Genomic DNA, 15,636 nt, shown 5'->3' with positions numbered 1-15,636 from the left:
CGCGACGAAATGGTATGAAGCCCCCTTGAAGTGTTCCGACCAATTGGTTAGTCCAATGGGTATAGAGAACAGATTGAGGGGATCGGGATGCGGATTGCGGCGCTCATTGCCTGTGCGGTTGTGGCGGCCCCGCTGCCCGCGTTTGCAGCCGACCATCTCGTCACCGATCCCGCCGCCTACGCCGCAGCGGTCAAGAAGGCGAAGCCCGGCGATACGATCATCCTGCGCGACGGCGTGTGGCGCGATTTTCAGATCGTGTTCACCGGGCGCGGCACCGCCGACAAGCCGATCACGCTGACCGCGCAGACGCCGGGCGGGGTAATCCTGTCGGGCCAGTCCAACCTGCGCATCGGCGGCGAACACCTCGTCGTCTCTAACCTCGTCTTCCGCGACGGGTTTTCCCCAACCAAGGAGCTGATCGCGCTGCGCCGCGATTCGAAGACGCCCGCGTCGCACACCCGCCTGACCGGCATCGTGGTCGATCGCTTCACCAACCCCGATCGTCGCGCCGAGGATATCTGGGTCGCGATCTATGGCACCGACAACCGCGTCGACCACAGCTGGTTCGCGGGCAAGGGCAATGGCGGCGTCGCCCTCGCGGTGATCCGGCCCAAGGGCCAACCGGGCGAGAACCGTGCGCGCATCGACCATAATTTCTTCGGGCCCCGTCCCCCGCTCGGCTCGAATGGCGGCGAGACGATCCGCATCGGCACCAGCGACGAATCGCTCAGCGACTCGAAATCGATCGTCGAAAACAACTGGTTTGAAGGCTGCGATGGCGAGGTCGAGATCGTCTCGGTCAAATCCGGCGGCAACATCATCCGTGGCAACATGGTGGTCGAATCGCAGGGCGCGATCGTGCTGCGCCACGGCAACGGCAATCTGGTCGAGCGCAACATCTTCCTCGGGCGCGGCAAGGCGTCGACCGGGGGCATCCGGGTGATCAATCGCGATCAGGTGGTGCGGCACAATTACCTCGAGAATGTCACCGGCACTTCGTTCCTCAGCGCGATTGCGGTGATGAACGGCGTGCCGGACTCGGCGGTCAACCGCTATCATCAGGTCGCCAATGCGGTGATCGAGCGCAACAGTATCATCGACGCCGCGCGCATCACCTTTGGCGCGGGCGCGGATGCCGAACGCAGCGCGCCGCCGGTATCGAGCCGCTTTACGGGCAACCTGATCTACACCGCATCGGGCAAGGACATCGTCCGGGTTGAGGGCGACGCAGCGGGCATCGCCATGGCCGGCAACGTCCAGTCGGGTCCGTCGCCCAAGGGCCTGACCGGTTTCGCGCAGGCCGATATCAAGCTGGTCCGCGCCGCCAATGGCTTGCTCTATCCCGCCGATCCCGCGCTCGCCGCCACCGGCGCGCCGCGCGACCTCGTCATGCTCAAGCGCGAAGAGGCTGGCCCGTCCTGGTATCCCAAGGACGCCCCCGCCAGCACCGGCCGCACGCTCGACGCCGCCCCCGGCGCGCTGGCACAGGCGGTGGCGGCATCCGGCCCCGGCGACACGATCCGCGTCGCCCCCGGCACGCACCGCGTCACCGCACCGATCCCCGTCGGCCACAGCCTCACCGTCTCCGGCCCGCGCACGGCGATCCTCGACAGCGCGTCGCCGACCCTGTTTCAGCTCACCCCCGGCGGCAGCCTTCACCTCAGCGGCGTCACCCTCTCCGGCGCCGCTGCCTCACCGACTGCGGAGCGCGTCGCTCTCATCCGCGCGCCGCAGTCGGTGAGCATTTCCAACTATCGCGTGACGCTGACCGACGTCGCGGTGCGCGACGCCGCGGACGTCATCGCGACCACCCCCGGCACCTTTGCCGAGAGCATCGAAATCCGCCGCTCGACCTTCGCGAAGGTGTCCGGCGCAGTGATCGCCGCCGCCGCCGAAACCGGCAGCAAGGGCCTGTACAGCGCCGAACGCATCACCATCGCCGACAGCGACTTCACCGATGTCGCGACGATCGCCGATGTCGCGCGGCTCGGCACCGATGAAAGCACCTTCGGTCCGTGGTTCGTCATGACCGGCAACCGCGTCACCGGCGGCGGCGCGGTGCGCCTCTCGGGCGTCCAGAATGTCGCGATCAGCGGCAACCGCTTCGATCGCGCCAAGGCCATCGCCATCGCCAACAGCGTCGGCGCGCCGGTGATCCGCATCACCGCCAATGTTTTCGCCGCCACGCCCGAACCGGCGATCACCCGCCTCTACCCGCAGGGGACGCCCGACATCGTCCTTGCCGACAATCAGATGGAGGCGCTGCGATGATCCGCACGACCCTCGCCGCCCTGCTGCTCGCCAGCGCCGCGCCAGCGTTCGCGCAGGACGCCGCACCGGTGCTGACCAGTATCGAATCCTATCGCGCGATGGCCGCCGGAGCGCAAAGCGCCCCGTTATTCGCCCGCGAACTCGCCGCTGCGCGCAAATCGGTCGATGCCGGCATCCGCGCCGGGATTGACGTGCCGGTGCCCAAGGATCGCGGCGGCGGGCCGACGCATGAACGGCACAAGGCGAACTACAAGCTGATCCAGCAGGCCGGAGCACTCTACCGCCTCACCGGTGAGCGCCGCTACGCCGACTATGTCCGCGACCTGCTGCTCGCTTATGCCAAACTCTACCCCACGCTCGCCAACCACCCCGCCGCGTCGGATCAGGTCCCCGGCCGGCTGTTCTGGCAAAGCCTGAACGACAGCGTCTGGCTGGTCCATGCGATCCAGGGTTACGACGCCGTCCGCGCCGACCTGACTCCCGCCGAACGCAAGACGATCGACGATCAGGTCTTCCGCCGCATGGCCGCATTCCTGACCAGCGAGGCGCGGACCTTCGACCGCATCCACAATCATTCGACCTGGGCCAATGCCGGGGTCGGCATGGCGGGCTATGTCCTGCGCGACCCGGTGCTAGTGGAACAGGCGCTGAAGGGCAGCGACCGGAGCGGTAAGGTCGGCTTTCTGCGCCAGCTCGACCTGCTCTTCTCCCCCGACGGCTATTATGCCGAAGGGCCTTATTATCAGCGCTACGCCCTCCAGCCCTTCGTCGTGTTCGCTCAGGCGATTCAGGCGAACGAGCCGCAGCGAAAGATATTCGCCTATCGCGACGGCATCGTCCTGAAGGCGATCCGTACCGCGATCCAGACCAGTTACGGCGGCTATTTCTTCCCGATCAACGACGCGATGCCGGACAAGAGCCTCAAGACCGAGGAGCTCTATCAGGGCGTCGCCATCGGCTATGCCGCCAGCGCCGATCCCGGCCTGCTCGGCATCGCGCAATGGCAGGGCAAGGTCGCGCTCTCGCCCGAGGGGTTCGCGGTCGCGCGCGACATCGCTGGCGGCAAGGCCAAGCCGTTCACCTTTGCCTCGACCCTGCTGCGCGACGGGCCACAGGGCAAGGACGGCGCGCTCGCCATCCTGCGCTCCGGCCCGCAGGAGAACGCGCAGGTCGTGGTCGCCAAGAACACGGCGCAGGGCATGGGCCATGGCCATTTCGATAAGCTCAACTGGCTGCTCTACGACAATGGCCAGGCGGTGGTGACCGATTACGGCGCCGCGCGCTTCCTGAATATCGAGGCGAAGGCCGGCGGCCGCTACCTCCCCGAAAACGAAAGCTGGGGGAAGCAGACCGTCGCGCACAACACGCTGGTGGTCAACGAAACCAGCCATTTCGACGCCCAGCTCGCGCCTGCCGAGGAAATCGCGCCGACCCAGCTGGCGTTCGTCGGCGAAGGCCCGCTGCGCTTCAGCATCGGCGAAATGGCGGGCGCCTATCCCGGCGTGACCTTCCGCCGCGCGCTGGTGCAGGTCGATATGGGCAAGGGGTCGCCGTTGGTGCTCGACCTGATGACGGTCAAGAATGCGGGCAAGGCGACCTATGACCTGCCGCTGCATTTCGCCGGCCACATCATCGACACCGACGTCAAGCTTGCGTCCAACGTGACGACCCGCCCGGTGCTGGGCAGCGCCAATGGCTATCAGCACCTCTGGGTCGATGCGACCGGCCCGCTCGCGAACGGGCAGGGCCGCGTCACCTGGATCAATCAGGGCCGCTTCTACAGCTATCGCATGGCGACCCCCGGCGCGCAGCTGATCGTCGCGGAAAGCGGCGCGAACGACCCGCGCTTCAACCTGCGCCGCGAACCGGTGCTGATCCAGCGGCTGAGCGGGGCAGGGGACGCCGCGTTCCTCAGCCTGCTCGAACCGCATGGCCGCTACGACGCCGCGACCGAGACCACGACCGGCAGCCGCAGCGGCGTGGCCGGCCTGACCCTCACCGAAAGTGCCGGCGCGCGCGTCGCCACCATCACCCTGACCGACGGCAAGACGATCCTGATCGCCATCGCCACCGACACCACCGCGGGCAAGGCGCACAGCGTCACCGTGAACGGGCGCAAGCTCGACTGGAGCGGCCCGGTCGGCCGCTTCGATGGAGAGAGCAAATGAAATCCGGGTTCCGCTGGTGGATCATCGGCCTGATCGCGATCGCGACGGTCATCAACTACATCGACCGCAACGCGCTCGCGGTGATGTGGCCCGAAGTCGCTAAGGACATCGGCGCCGACAAGGAAGATTACGCGCTGCTGGTGACCATCTTCATGGTCTTCTACGCGCTCGGCCAGTCGATCTTCGGCAAGATTTTCGACGTGGTCGGCACCCGCATGGGCTTCGCCATCTCCATCGTGGTGTGGTCGCTGTCGATCGCCGCGCACAGCCTGGTCCGCTCGATGCTGGTCCTCGGCATATTGCGCGCGACACTCGGCATCAGTGAAGCGGGCAACTGGCCCGGCGCGGCCAAGGCCAACGCGACCTGGTTCCCGCGCTCCGAACGCGCCTTTGCGCAGGGGATTTTCAACGCCGGTGCCTCGCTCGGCGCGATCGTCTCGGCGCCGCTGATCGCGATCCTGTTCGGCTTTGTCGGCTGGCGCACCACCTTCATCATCGTCGGCGTGTTCGGCTTCCTGTGGCTGCTCCCCTGGATCTGGGTCTACAAGTCCGATCCCGATGCCCACCCCTGGCTGAGCAAGGCCGAGCGTGAGCATATCCTCGGCGCGAACGAGGCGGCGGGCGGGCCCAAGGCTGCCGGCTACGCCCCGTCGATGGGCCAGCTGCTGCGCCATCGTCAGGCCTGGGCGGTGATGTCGGGCCGCTTCTTCCTCGACCCGATCTGGTGGCTGTTCGTCTCGTGGCTGCCGATCTACCTCAACGAAAGCTTCGGCTTCGACGTGAAGCAGATCGGCATGTTCGCCTGGGTGCCGTTCGTCGGCGCGATGGCGGGGTCGCTGTCGGGCGGCTGGCTGTCGGGCAAGCTCATCCAGCGCGGCTGGAGCACCGACAAGGCGCGCAAGGGCGTGATCGCGCTGGGCTGCATCATCATGCTCCCGGCCCTGCTGCTCACCGCCACCGCCGCAACGCCGCTCTACGCGGTCCTGCTGATCGCCGCGATCCTGTTCGGCTTTCAGGTGGCGATCAACAATATCCAGACGCTGCCCAGCGACTGGTTCGGCGGCGGCGCGGTTGGCTCGCTCGCGGGGATCAGCGGCACGGCGGCGGTCGCCGGCACGCTGATCACCACCTGGCTGGTGCCTGCCATGACCAAGGTCAGCTTCGCACCGATCTTCATCCTCGGCGCCGCGCTCGTGCCGCTGTCGCTGATCTGCATCTTCATCGGCGGGCGCATCGAGCCCGTTCAATCCGACACTCAAGACCAAGGGGCATAAATGCGTTTCAAGGACAAGCTCGTCATCGTCACCGGCGGTGGACGCGATATCGGCCGCTCGATCTCGCTGCGCTTCGCAGCAGAGGGCGCAAAGGTCGTCATCAACTATCGCGGCGACGAAGCGGCGGCGCAGGACACGCTGGCGGCGGTTCAGGCCGCCGGCGGCACCGCTCTGCTCCACCGCGCCGACGTGACCAAGGCTGACGAAGTCGCCGGCCTGATCGCCGCAGCGGCGGACTTCGGCGGCGGCACGGTCGACGTGCTGGTCAACTGCGCGGGCGGCATGGTCGCGCGCAAGACGCTGGCCGAGATGGACGAAGCGTTCTTCGACACCGTCATGGACCTCAATTTCAAATCCGCCTTCCTCGTCACCAAGGCCGCGCTCCCGCACCTCGCCAAGGGGTCGGCGATCGTCAACCTGTCGTCGCAGGCCGCGCGCGATGGCGGCGGGCCGGGCGCGAGCATCTATGCCGCGTCAAAGGGCGCGCTGACCACGCTGACGCGCAGCTGGGCGAAGGAACTCGGACCGCAGGGCATCCGCGTCAACGCGCTGTGCCCCGGCCTGATCGGCACCAGCTTCCACGACATCTTCTCCAAGCCCGAGGGCCGCGCCGCCGTCGCCGGCAACACCCCGCTGCGCCGCGAAGGCCACCCGGATGAGGTCGCCGCCGCCGTCGCCTTTCTCGCGTCGGACGACGCGGCCTTCCTCACCGGGCTCAACATGGACATCAACGGGGGACTGGCCTTCTCATGATCCGCTTGCTCACCGCTGCCGCTGCCATCGCACTCCTTCCCGCCGCCGCCCAGGCGCAGACCAAGGAGCGCACCGACGCACCACCGCTTCAGCCGTACAAGATCGTGCTGGTCGGCGATTCGACGATGGCGGTGGCGAGCGGCTGGGCGTCGATGTTCTGCGCGCGCCACGTCAAATCCTCGGTCGCGTGCCTCAACGCCGGGCGCGGCGGGCGCTCGACCCGCAGCTACCGGCAAGAGGGCAGCTGGGACATCGCACTGGCCGAGGCCAAGGTGCCCGGCTACCGCGCCACCTATGTGCTGATCCAGTTCGGCCATAACGACCAGTCGAGCGCGCCCGAGCGCTGGACCGACCGCACCACCGAATTCCCTGCGAACTTGACGAAGATGGTCGAGGATGTCCGTGCCGCCGGGGCAATCCCCGTGCTCGTCACCCCGCTCACGCGCCGCGTGTTCAAGAACGGCAAGCTCGACAACAATCTCGACGAATGGTCGGAAGAAGTGCGCAAGGTCGCCGCCGCGACCAAGACCCCCCTGGTCGACCTCAACCGCCGCAGCGCGGCGATCGTGCAAAAGCTCGGTGCCCAGGATTCGCTGGCGCTCGCCCAGGCCGAACCGACCGCAGAGGAACGCGCTGCCGCCAAGGCCGGTACGACGCTGAAGCAGCGTTCGACCGAAGACGCACGCGAACCCGATCTGCCCACCCGCCCCGGCGGCGCGCGCGGGCAGCACACCCGCAAGTTCGACTACACCCATCTCGGCGAAACCGGGGCGGGGGTGTTCGCGCGGGTGATGGCCGACGACCTCGCCCGTGCGGTCCCTGCGCTCGCTTCGCAACTGGTGCCTTGACCAACTGGTAGGACCAATTACTGAAATAGGACTAAATAACCGGTTGACAGAATCGTCCAGACCGGCGACCAGTGCGATCATAAGATAAACTCAGGGGAGAGGGCTGATGGCCATGCTCGATCAGGCACGCGCGCCGCGCGCACTTCGCAACATTCTGCTGGCTGGAGCCGCGCTGCCGCTGCTCGTCGCCGCGCCCGCACTCGCGCAGGAAACCGACACTGCGGCGGAGGATGAGGTCGTCGTTACCGGCATCCGCGAAACGCTGCGCACCTCGATCGACGTCAAGAAGCGCGAGACCGCAATCGTCGATGCGCTGTCGACCGACGAGATTGGCGATCTGCCCGCGCTATCGGTGGGTCAGGCGATTCAGACGATCACCGGCGCGACCACGCACCGCGAAAAGGGCGACGCCTCCGAAATTGCGCTGCGCGGCCTCGGCCCGTTCCTCAGCAACTCGACCTTCAACGGGCGTGAGGCGACCAACGGATCGGGCGACCGATCGGTCAATTTCAACCAGTTCCCATCCGAACTGGTCAACAACATCAAGATCTACAAGTCGCAACAGGCCGATCTGGTCGAAGGCGGCGTCGCCGGCACGATCGATATCGGCACGCTGCGCCCGCTCGATTTCGGCAAGATGCGCGTGCAGGGTGAGATCAAGGCCAATTACAGCCCCTATCAGGACAAGGTCACCGGATCGTCGGCCTGGGGCTGGCGCGGCACCCTGTCCTATGTCGACCAGTTCAAGCTGGGCGGGCTGGGCGATGTCGGCATCGCGCTCGGCGCGCAGCGCAACAGCACCAACAACCCCGAAGAAACCATGGCGGGCAGCTCGACCTGGGTCGCGTGCAACGGCAACGTCACCGTCATCAACAACAACTGCCAGGAAGTGACCCAGCCCCAGGTCGCGGCGGGCACGCCCTTCTATCTCGTCCCCAACTCGATCGCCTGGCGTCAGATCAGCGAAGTCGACCGCCGCGACGCGATCTTCGGCGCGGTGCAGTGGGCGTTTTCGGACCGGGTCGAGCTGAATGTCGACGCGCAATATTCCGACCGCACGTTCGTCGAGAACCGCCGCGACTTCAATATCTCCGAAATGCGCCGCAGCCTGACCAATGTCGTGTTCGACGACAATCACGTGCTGCGCAGCTTCAATGGCTCCAGCTCGTTCGAATCGACCGCCAGCAATCTGGAACGTGCCGAGGAATATCTGGGCGTCGGCGCCAATCTGCGCCTCGATTTCGGCGACCGCTTCACCCTGAACCTCGACGGCGCCTATTCGCGCACGATCCGGACCGAGATCGAGCGGCAGGTGCGCCTGCGCACCGACGCGTTCGACGTCAACGGCGTGCGCACTGCGGTGAACAATCAGCGCATCCCCTATCGCTACGAAGTGCTCCCGGGCAATTTCGCGCCTACCATCACGATCGACCCGCGCTTCGACATCACCAATCACGACCTGTTCTGGGATGACGCGCGCACTCGCCGCGACGAATCGCGGCGCCAGAACGAAATCTGGGGTTTCCGCGCCGACGGCACCTATCGGCTCGACGGCTTCATCAGCAGCGTCAAGGTCGGTGCGCGCTGGGCCGAGCAGACGTTCGCCGATTATGACGTCCGCAACGAACTCAATCTGAACCCGGCGATGTCCGAGGATCGCCGCATCAACCAGCTGTGCCGGACGGCATTCCCGCAGACCGGCTTCCTCGATGCGGCGCAAGGCAACACCATCACCAGCTGGGCGACGTTCGATCCGATCTGCCTGATGCGCGAATATGCCGGGTCGGAGGATCCTGGCCTGCCCGCCGACCTGCGCTCGCCGCTCAACCGCGACGTAACCGAACGCACGCTCGCCGGCTATGTCATGGCTGAATATCAGTCGGAGCTGGGCGGCACCCCAATCCGCGGCAATTTCGGTCTCCGCGTCGTCAACACCCAGTTGACCTCGATCGGCCTGCGCAGCGCGTTCACCGTCGTCAACAACCCCGACGGCACGATCAGCCTGACGCCGACTCCGGGCACGTTCGACACGGTAACGCTGGAGGCGCAAACCACGCGCTTCCTGCCGAGCGTGAACGCGATTTTCGAACTTGAGCCGAACCGCCTGCTGCTGCGCGCCGCCGTCTATCGGGCGATGTCGCGTCCCGCGCCCAGCGCGCTCGGGGCCGGCCGCAACTTCAGCCTCGATGTCAACGGCACGACGATCGAAGACGCGATCAACGAAATCCGCGCCACCGGCAGCCCGTCGCTCAAGCCCCTGATGTCGTGGAACGGCGACATCGCGCTTGAATACTACCCCAATCGCGACTCGATCTTTGCCGCGACGATTTACTTCAAGGAATTTGGCGGCGGCTTCATGCCCTTCGTCACGAACGAAGAGTTCGTGATCGGCGGCCAGACGGTCAGCGTCCCGGTGATCCAGACCACCAACAGCCCGGACAAGAGCCAGCTCTGGGGCGTTGAGGTTACGATCGCTAACCGCTTCTCATGGTTGCCCAAGCCGCTCGACGGTTTCGGCGGCAAGGTGAGCTACAATTTCGCCGACACCAATTTCGAATCGCCTGACATTCGCCTGGGCGACACGCTCGACCCGGTCACCGGGACGATCACGCCGGGCATCATCCCGCCCGCGTCGCTCAACGGCTATTCGAAGCACGTGCTCTCGGCCCAACTCTATTACGAGACCGGCGGCTTCTCGATCCAGGGCATCTACAATTACCGCTCGCAATATTATCAGGATTTCGTCGGCGGCAATTCGCAGAACCGCTATGTCCGCGACAATCAGACGGTCGACCTGCGCGTTTCGTACAATATCAACCGCAACATCTCGCTGCGTGCCGAGGCGACCAACATCACCGACGAGCCCAAGGTAACCGACATGCCGGTTCCCGGCAGCATCCGGCAGTATCACTATTATGGCCCGCGCTACTTCCTCGGCGCGCGCTTCCGGCTGTAGTTTGGACGGTTCGCTTCGCCCGGTCTCTGCTTGCGCTTTGGTGTGAAGGCAATAAGGATCGGGCCATGCGAATTGGTGAGGAGCGCAATGGCTGACCGGCTATACCAGGGGATCGCCGATCAGATCACTGCGCTGATCGATCAGGGCGTATTCCCCCCCGGCACCCGTCTGCCCGGCGAGCGTGAGCTGGCCGAGCGGTTCGGCGTCAGCCGCGTGACGATCCGGGAGGCAGAGATCGCGTTGCAGGCGATCGGCCGCATCGTGATCAAGACCGGCTCCGGCGTCTATGTGACGGACGGCAAGCCCGCCGCGACCGACGCGCCGCCCCAGGTCAGCGCGTTCGAACTGACCGAGGCGCGCTCATTGTTCGAAAGCGAAGCCGCTGCGCTCGCCGCGTCGACCATCTCCCCCGACACGCTCGCCCGGCTCGACGACCTGCTCGAGATCATGGGCCGCGACGATACCGACGACGCGGCATCGACCGCGGCGGATCAGGAATTTCACCTGCTGATCGCCTCGGCCTCGGGCAATCAGGCGGTGATCCATGTCATCCAGCAGCTGTGGCGGATGCGCACCGAAATGCCCGAAGTGCGCACGACCTATGCCAGCGTCTGCCAGCATGACGGCCGCACCCGCCAGCGTGAGCATGCCGCGATCGTCGACGCGCTGCGCATCGGCGACTCCGGCGCCGCGCGCATCGCGATGCGCCAGCATTTCAACCGCCTGCTCGAAGCGATGCTGGACGCCACCGAAGAGCGCGAGATCAGCGAATTGCGCCGCAAGGCCGCGCAAAGCCGCGAACGCTTCCTGATGACCGCGCGGCTGCGCTAAGGCGCGCGGATGCTTCGCAAGTTCCTGCTCGCCGCGTTCGCGCTCACCCTCCCGCTTTCGACCGCAGCGCAAGACGAGGGCGTCTCCGAATCAGGCGACACCCGCCGCCGCGACGCGGCCGAGGCGATCCGGGAAAGGATCCGCAACGACCCGCTCGCCCCGACCGTCGCGCCGCGTGGCCATGACGTCACCATCGTCGTCTTCTCCGACTATCAGTGCGGCTATTGCCGCCGCTTCAGCCCGACGCTCGACGCGCTGATGGCGAGCGATGCGAAGGTCCGCGTGGTCTATCGCGACTGGCCGATCCTCGGCGGCGGCTCCGGCCCCGCCGCGCGCGCCGCCATCGCCGCCAGCTTTCAGGGCAAGCACCTCGCCTTCCACCGCGCGCTGATCGCGCAATCGGGCCGCATCGACGCTGCCAAGATTCGCGCGGCCGCCGATGCTGCCGGTGTGGACTGGGCCCGGCTGCAGCGCGATCAAGCCCAGCGCAAGGGCGAGATCGACGCGCTGCTCAATCGCACCAACGGCCATGCCCGCACGCTGGGACTGAGCGGCACGCCCGGGATGCTGGTCGGCCGCTATCTCGTCCCCGGTCTGGTCGACCTGCCCACGCTCAAGCGCGCCGTGGCACAGGCGCGGGAGCGGCGTTAACCCGCCCGATCCCGTTCCAGCAACTCCTCGCGCACATGCACCGCCTGCACCGACAGGCGCACTTCGAACAGGAACGCGATAAGCCCCGACGTCAGCAACAGCATCGACGCGATGAACGCCGCCGCCACCACCACGCCGATGTCGAGATGGACGATCTCCGCCCCGAACAGCAGTGCGACGACCAGACAGATCGCGATCGCGCTGGCCACGCACAGCCAGATCGACGTGTTGATCACCGACAGCCGCCGGTCGATCAGGCGCAGCTCCCACACATGCCGCTCATGCTCCGCACCGGTCGACACCGGGTGCAGCTGCTCCAGCTTGCGCGCGCGGTCCACCACCCGCGCCATCCGCCCGACCAGCACGTTCAAGATGCCGGCGATGCCCGCCAGCAGGAACACGGGCGCGATCGAAATCTGGATCGTCGCGGCAACGGTGGAGATCATGGGGGCCTGCATCGGGTTAGCTTATGGCGCTAACCCGTTACCGCCAACCCATTCGTAACGACTTGGCGTTAGACCGCCGCGCATGACGAAGCCGATGCCGCTTGCCGACTTCACGCGCCTGCCGCCGCTGCTGACTGCCAGCATCGGCGACGGGTTGGCGAGCGCGATCGACAGCGTCGCCGCGTCCGCCGCGCCGACGCACCGCTTCCTGCGCTATGGCTGGTTCGCCGCGGCGCTCCACGCTTATGGTGGCGAAGCGCGCACGCTGACCGTTTTGCGCGAAGGGACGCCGTTGCTTGCGCTGCCGCTGGTCGCCACGGGCCCCATGCCGCTCCGCATCGTGCAGGTGCCCGGCTGCTACTGGCCGTTCCGCTCCTTTCCGGTCGCGCAGGATGCCGGGACCGAAGCGTTCGAAGTCGCGCTCGACCGGCTCGCGCGCCACGCCAACGCGCTGCGCATCGGTCCGGTCTATGACGGCGACCCCGCGCTCGAAGGGCTACGCGCCGCCGCTGCCACGCGCGGCTGGGTCGCGCTCGACCGCTTTGTCGCCGAAAGCTTCCTGCTGGACATGGCCGCGCTGCAGGCCGAGGGCATTTGGCCGCGCAATTCGACGCTGCGCAAGAACCGCTTCCACGAAAAGCATCTCGCCGACCATGGCGAACCCGACTGGAGCTTTGTCTCCGGCGCCGACTGGACTGCGCCGGCGTTCGACGCGCTGGCGGAGATCGAGCGCAAGAGCTGGATCTCCGACCGCACCGACGGCAGCGATGCCAAGTTCACCGATGTCGGCCATGGCGCCTTCTGGCGCGCGGCGGCGCAGGACCCGGTGATCGCCGACATGCTGTGGGCGGCAGTGCTGCGCATCGACGGCGCGCCCACCGCCTTCTCGTTCGACCTCAACGTCGGCTCGCTCAAATACGCCATCGCCAACAGCTACGACCCCGCCGTCGCCAAGCATTCGCCGGGGAAGCTACTCTACTACCGCAACCTCGTCCGCGCGCTCGAGGACGGCATCACCACTGTCGACTGGGGCGCAGGCGACAGCGGCTACAAGCGCGTGATCGGCGCCGACGCCGGTCCCGCGATCCGCGACTGGCTGTTCGTCCGCCCCGGCGCTCCCGCCCTCGCGGCAAAGCTGCTGCGCGGCCGCTGGCGCGCGAGCGGGAATGTGGAGCCTTAGGGCGCCATCTCCACCGCCCGCGCCTCGGCCAGATACAGCCCGAACAGCCCGGCCTCATCGCTCCACGCCCGCGTCACCGTCCATCCACCCGCCGCCAGCAGCAACCGCGCATCGCGGTCGCCATATTTATGGCTGTTCTCGGTATGGATCGTCTCTCCAGCCGCCATCGCAAAGCCGCGCCCGTCAACCTCGAACGCCACCGCGCGCGTCGCTTCCAGATGCATCTCGATCCGCGCGCGATCCTCGTTCCACCGCGCGACATGCGCAAAGGCGTCGATGGGGATGGTGCCGTTCAGCTCGGCATTGATCCGCTCCAGCAAGTTCAAATTGAACGCCGCCGTCACGCCGGCCGCATCGTCATAAGCCGGGACCAGCACCGCCGGGTCCTTGATCCGGTCGATCCCGATCAGCAGCGATGATCCTTCGCCCAGCGAGCTGCGCATCGTCCGCAGCAAGTCCACCGCCGCAACCGGCGCCATGTTGCCGATCGTCGATCCGGGGAAAAAGCCCAGCCGCGCGAGGCCACCAATCCCGGCGGGCAGCTTGAGCGGTTTGAGGAAATCGCCCTCGACCGGCTCGACCGCCATCACCGGAAACTGCGCCGCGATCTCCCGCGCCGAATCGCGCAGGAAGTCGCCCGAAATATCGATCGGCACATAGGCCGCCGGCCGCACCGCGCGCAGCAGCACCGGAGTCTTCACCGACGATCCCGATCCGAACTCGATCACTGCCCCGCCGGTGCCGGTCTCGCGTGCCACCTCCGGGCACACGCGTTCGAGCAGCGCGGCTTCGGTCCGCGTAGGATAATATTCGGGCAGCTGCGTGATATCTTCAAACAGCTCCGACCCGCGCCGGTCATAGAACCAGCGCGCCGGAATTGCGCGCGGCCGCGCCGCCAGGCCATTCAGCACATCGGCGCGAAACGCCGGGTCGGCCAGACCCGCCTGACCATCCTCGATTTCCTGTTTGAGCATTACAGATCCTTTGCCAGGCGCACGCCGGTGAACTGCCAGCGCTGGTGCGGATAAAAGAAATTGCGGTAGCTGGCCCGCGCATGGCCGCGCGGCGTGGCGCAGCTGCCGCCGCGCAGCACGCACTGCCCGCTCATGAACTTGCCATTATATTCGCCGACCGCGCCCTCGGCGGCGGTAAAGCCGGGATAGGGGCGATAGGCGCTGCCGGTCCATTCCCACACATCGCCGAACAATGCGGGGCCAGTCGGGGAAGGGCGCGGTTCGACCGGTCCGGCGCGGTCGAGCTGGTTGCCGCCAGCCGGGTCATGTCCCGCCGCCGCAACCTCCCACTCCGCCTCGGTCGGCAGCCGCGCGCCGGCCCAGCTGGCATAGGCATCGGCCTCAAAGAAACTCACATGCGTCACCGGCGCGGCGGGATCGATCGCGCGGCGTCCATCCAGCCCGAAGCGCGTCCAGCCACCATCGCGTTGCTCCCAATAGAGCGGCGCGTCGATGCCCTCACGCTGCACCCACGCCCAGCCATCCGACAGCCAGTGGCGCGGATCGCGATAGCCGCCATCGGCGATGAACGCCGCCCATTCGCCATTGGTCACCGTGCGGTCGGCAATTGCATGCGGGTGCAGCAGCACGCGATGCCGCGGCCCCTCGCAATCGAACGCAAAGCCATCGCCCTGCGCACCGATCTCGGCGACACCCTCGGTACCTTCGATCCATCCAATCGGTCCCGGCATCGCCACCGGCACCTTGGGCTCGCCCGGCCACATCGCCGGCTCGACCGGATTGCACGAAAACAGGTGCAGAATGTCGGTCAGCAGCAATTCCTGATGCTGCTCCTCATGGTGACAGCCCAGCTCCACCAGCGCCAACGCCGCCTCCGGCAACTCCGGCAACGCCGCCACCAGCGCCGCATCCACCGCCGCGCGATAGTCCAGCACTTGCGCCAGCGACGGCCGCGTCACCATGCCCCGCCGCGACCGCGCATGGCGCTGCCCCTCGGCCTCGTAATAGCTGTTGAACAGGAACGGGAAGCGATCGTCGTGCAGCCGGTAGCCCGACACGAAATCGCGCAGCACGAACGTCTCGAAGAACCAGGTCGTATGCGCCAGATGCCATTTGGCGGGCGATGCATCGTCCATCGATTGCACGCTGGCGTCCGCGTCGGACAAAGGCGCGACCAGATCGGCGGAAAGCCCCCGCACTGCGCGAAACCGCGCTTCAAGCGTTGTGCAGCACGCGGCGGGCATCGCCTTCGTTCGCATTTCGTTCTCCTAACCCGAAACGCGA

General features: G+C 66.8%; 12 protein-coding genes. 9 read left to right on the top strand and 3 right to left on the bottom strand.

Annotated features, from left to right (window positions below; all coding sequences use genetic code 11):
* The first annotated feature begins 87 nt into the window (after nt 1-87).
* From KYX69_RS10660 to KYX69_RS10625, 8 genes are all read left to right on the top strand, one after another.
* Complete coding sequence (locus KYX69_RS10660; RefSeq protein ID WP_300496992.1) at nt 88-2,271, top strand: polysaccharide lyase 6 family protein; 2,184 nt, start codon at nt 88-90, stop codon at nt 2,269-2,271.
* Nucleotides 2,268-4,439, top strand: coding sequence for an alginate lyase family protein (locus KYX69_RS10655; RefSeq protein WP_300496991.1), 2,172 nt, complete (start codon nt 2,268-2,270; stop codon nt 4,437-4,439). The genes KYX69_RS10660 and KYX69_RS10655 overlap by 4 nt, the downstream gene beginning before the upstream one ends.
* Complete coding sequence (locus KYX69_RS10650; protein WP_300496990.1) at nt 4,436-5,713, top strand: MFS transporter; 1,278 nt, start codon at nt 4,436-4,438, stop codon at nt 5,711-5,713. Before KYX69_RS10655 ends, KYX69_RS10650 begins: the two co-directional genes overlap by 4 nt.
* On the top strand, nt 5,714-6,466 hold the full coding sequence (locus KYX69_RS10645; RefSeq protein WP_300496988.1) for an SDR family NAD(P)-dependent oxidoreductase: 753 nt from the start codon (nt 5,714-5,716) through the stop codon (nt 6,464-6,466).
* Nucleotides 6,463-7,314: a rhamnogalacturonan acetylesterase gene (locus tag KYX69_RS10640; RefSeq protein WP_300496987.1), complete on the top strand. Its 852-nt coding sequence runs from the start codon at nt 6,463-6,465 to the stop codon at nt 7,312-7,314. Before KYX69_RS10645 ends, KYX69_RS10640 begins: the two co-directional genes overlap by 4 nt.
* 106 nt (nt 7,315-7,420) lie before the next feature.
* Nucleotides 7,421-10,270: a TonB-dependent receptor gene (locus KYX69_RS10635; protein ID WP_300496986.1), complete on the top strand. Its 2,850-nt coding sequence runs from the start codon at nt 7,421-7,423 to the stop codon at nt 10,268-10,270.
* Nucleotides 10,271-10,357: 87 nt separating this feature from the next.
* Nucleotides 10,358-11,101 (top strand): FadR/GntR family transcriptional regulator, encoded by a 744-nt coding sequence (locus KYX69_RS10630; RefSeq protein ID WP_300496985.1) that lies wholly within the window; start codon nt 10,358-10,360, stop codon nt 11,099-11,101.
* A gap of 9 nt (nt 11,102-11,110) precedes the next feature.
* On the top strand, nt 11,111-11,752 hold the full coding sequence (locus KYX69_RS10625; protein ID WP_300496984.1) for a DsbA family protein: 642 nt from the start codon (nt 11,111-11,113) through the stop codon (nt 11,750-11,752).
* Here KYX69_RS10625 and KYX69_RS10620 read toward each other — a convergent pair.
* Nucleotides 11,749-12,210 carry a DUF2721 domain-containing protein gene (locus KYX69_RS10620; RefSeq protein WP_066659371.1) on the bottom strand — a complete coding sequence of 154 codons (462 nt, stop codon included), beginning with the start codon at nt 12,208-12,210 and terminating at the stop codon, nt 11,749-11,751. The genes KYX69_RS10625 and KYX69_RS10620 overlap by 4 nt on opposite strands.
* A gap of 70 nt (nt 12,211-12,280) precedes the next feature.
* On the opposite strand from KYX69_RS10620, the gene KYX69_RS10615 reads away from it, so the two are divergent.
* Nucleotides 12,281-13,378 carry a GNAT family N-acetyltransferase gene (locus KYX69_RS10615; RefSeq protein WP_300496983.1) on the top strand — a complete coding sequence of 366 codons (1,098 nt, stop codon included), beginning with the start codon at nt 12,281-12,283 and terminating at the stop codon, nt 13,376-13,378.
* Here the strand turns inward: KYX69_RS10615 and egtD are convergent.
* Together egtD and egtB are read right to left on the bottom strand one after the other, a co-directional pair.
* Nucleotides 13,375-14,352 (bottom strand): L-histidine N(alpha)-methyltransferase, encoded by a 978-nt coding sequence (egtD, locus tag KYX69_RS10610; RefSeq protein ID WP_300496982.1) that lies wholly within the window; start codon nt 14,350-14,352, stop codon nt 13,375-13,377. The genes KYX69_RS10615 and egtD overlap by 4 nt on opposite strands.
* On the bottom strand, nt 14,352-15,611 hold the full coding sequence (egtB, locus tag KYX69_RS10605; RefSeq protein WP_300496980.1) for an ergothioneine biosynthesis protein EgtB: 1,260 nt from the start codon (nt 15,609-15,611) through the stop codon (nt 14,352-14,354). The genes egtD and egtB overlap by 1 nt, the downstream gene beginning before the upstream one ends.
* Nucleotides 15,612-15,636 lie beyond the last annotated feature (25 nt).

The sequence above is a fragment of the Sphingomonas sp. genome, from assembly GCF_030145815.1.
GTDB lineage: Bacteria > Pseudomonadota > Alphaproteobacteria > Sphingomonadales > Sphingomonadaceae > Sphingomonas.
This window is presented reverse-complemented; position numbering and strand designations above follow the sequence as displayed.

Bases quoted from the DNA above. Each gene is read 5' to 3' on its own strand.
- KYX69_RS10660 (WP_300496992.1), top strand. From the start codon at position 88: ATGCGGATTGCGGCGCTCATTGCCTGTGCGGTTGTGGCGGCCCCGCTG.
- KYX69_RS10655 (WP_300496991.1), top strand. From the start codon at position 2,268: ATGATCCGCACGACCCTCGCCGCCCTGCTGCTCGCCAGCGCCGCGCCA.
- KYX69_RS10650 (WP_300496990.1), top strand. From the start codon at position 4,436: ATGAAATCCGGGTTCCGCTGGTGGATCATCGGCCTGATCGCGATCGCG.
- KYX69_RS10645 (WP_300496988.1), top strand. From the start codon at position 5,714: ATGCGTTTCAAGGACAAGCTCGTCATCGTCACCGGCGGTGGACGCGAT.
- KYX69_RS10640 (WP_300496987.1), top strand. From the start codon at position 6,463: ATGATCCGCTTGCTCACCGCTGCCGCTGCCATCGCACTCCTTCCCGCC.
- KYX69_RS10635 (WP_300496986.1), top strand. From the start codon at position 7,421: ATGGCCATGCTCGATCAGGCACGCGCGCCGCGCGCACTTCGCAACATT.
- KYX69_RS10630 (WP_300496985.1), top strand. From the start codon at position 10,358: ATGGCTGACCGGCTATACCAGGGGATCGCCGATCAGATCACTGCGCTG.
- KYX69_RS10625 (WP_300496984.1), top strand. From the start codon at position 11,111: ATGCTTCGCAAGTTCCTGCTCGCCGCGTTCGCGCTCACCCTCCCGCTT.
- KYX69_RS10620 (WP_066659371.1), bottom strand. From the start codon at position 12,210: ATGCAGGCCCCCATGATCTCCACCGTTGCCGCGACGATCCAGATTTCG.
- KYX69_RS10615 (WP_300496983.1), top strand. From the start codon at position 12,281: ATGACGAAGCCGATGCCGCTTGCCGACTTCACGCGCCTGCCGCCGCTG.
- egtD (WP_300496982.1), bottom strand. From the start codon at position 14,352: ATGCTCAAACAGGAAATCGAGGATGGTCAGGCGGGTCTGGCCGACCCG.
- egtB (WP_300496980.1), bottom strand. From the start codon at position 15,611: ATGCGAACGAAGGCGATGCCCGCCGCGTGCTGCACAACGCTTGAAGCG.